The 591-nt window shown below is 78.0% G+C and carries 1 protein-coding gene; it reads left to right on the top strand.

Translation table 11 applies throughout. The features are described 5' to 3' along the window. On the top strand, nt 1-591 hold a 591-nt coding region (locus tag L2I40_RS24215), incomplete at both ends, for a hypothetical protein (RefSeq protein ID WP_237217876.1).

The raw sequence follows: 591 nt of genomic DNA, 5'->3' as shown, positions 1-591 counted from the left end.
CAGCTGCGCCGCGCCGCCGGCGGGCCGGATGCGGCCGCTGCCCTTAGGGCCGCGACCGGCCTGCATACCAGCCTGCTCGACGCCGAAGGGCGGCTGCTGGCGGACACGCGACCGCCGCCCGGCATGCCCGCCGCTGCACGCGAAGCCGCCCTGGCGCTCGCCACCTCGGGCCGGCTGGTCTCGCCGCTGGTCGAGGATCCGGCCTCGGGCGGCCATGCGCTGCTGCTCGCCGAGCCGGCAGCCGCGGGGCTGCTCGTGCTCGCCCTCCCCGCCGCGCGGCTGCAGCCGCTGCTGCTCACCGCGGATGGCGCGCCCTTCGACGAAACGCGCTTCCCGGCGGTCGCCGACGAGACCGGCCGCATCGTCGCCAGGGGGCACGAGCCGGAGCGCTTCGTCGGGCAGCCGATGCCCGGCCCGGCGCGGGCTGCGCTGCTCGGCGCGCCCGAAGGGCGCTGGGAGGGACGCAACGTCGCCGGCCTGCCCGTCGTCGTGCTGCATGCGCGCTCGCCGCTCAGCGGACTCAGCGTCGGCATGGGGATCACGCCCGCTTCCCTCGCCCAGCCCTATCGCGAGGCCGCGCTGCTGCTGGTG

It is taken from the genome of Falsiroseomonas oryziterrae (assembly GCF_021864505.1).
In the GTDB taxonomy this organism is placed as follows: Bacteria; Pseudomonadota; Alphaproteobacteria; order Acetobacterales; family Acetobacteraceae; genus Falsiroseomonas; species Falsiroseomonas oryziterrae.
Note: the sequence above shows the minus strand (reverse complement) of the source record. Positions and strands in the feature narration are given on the sequence as shown.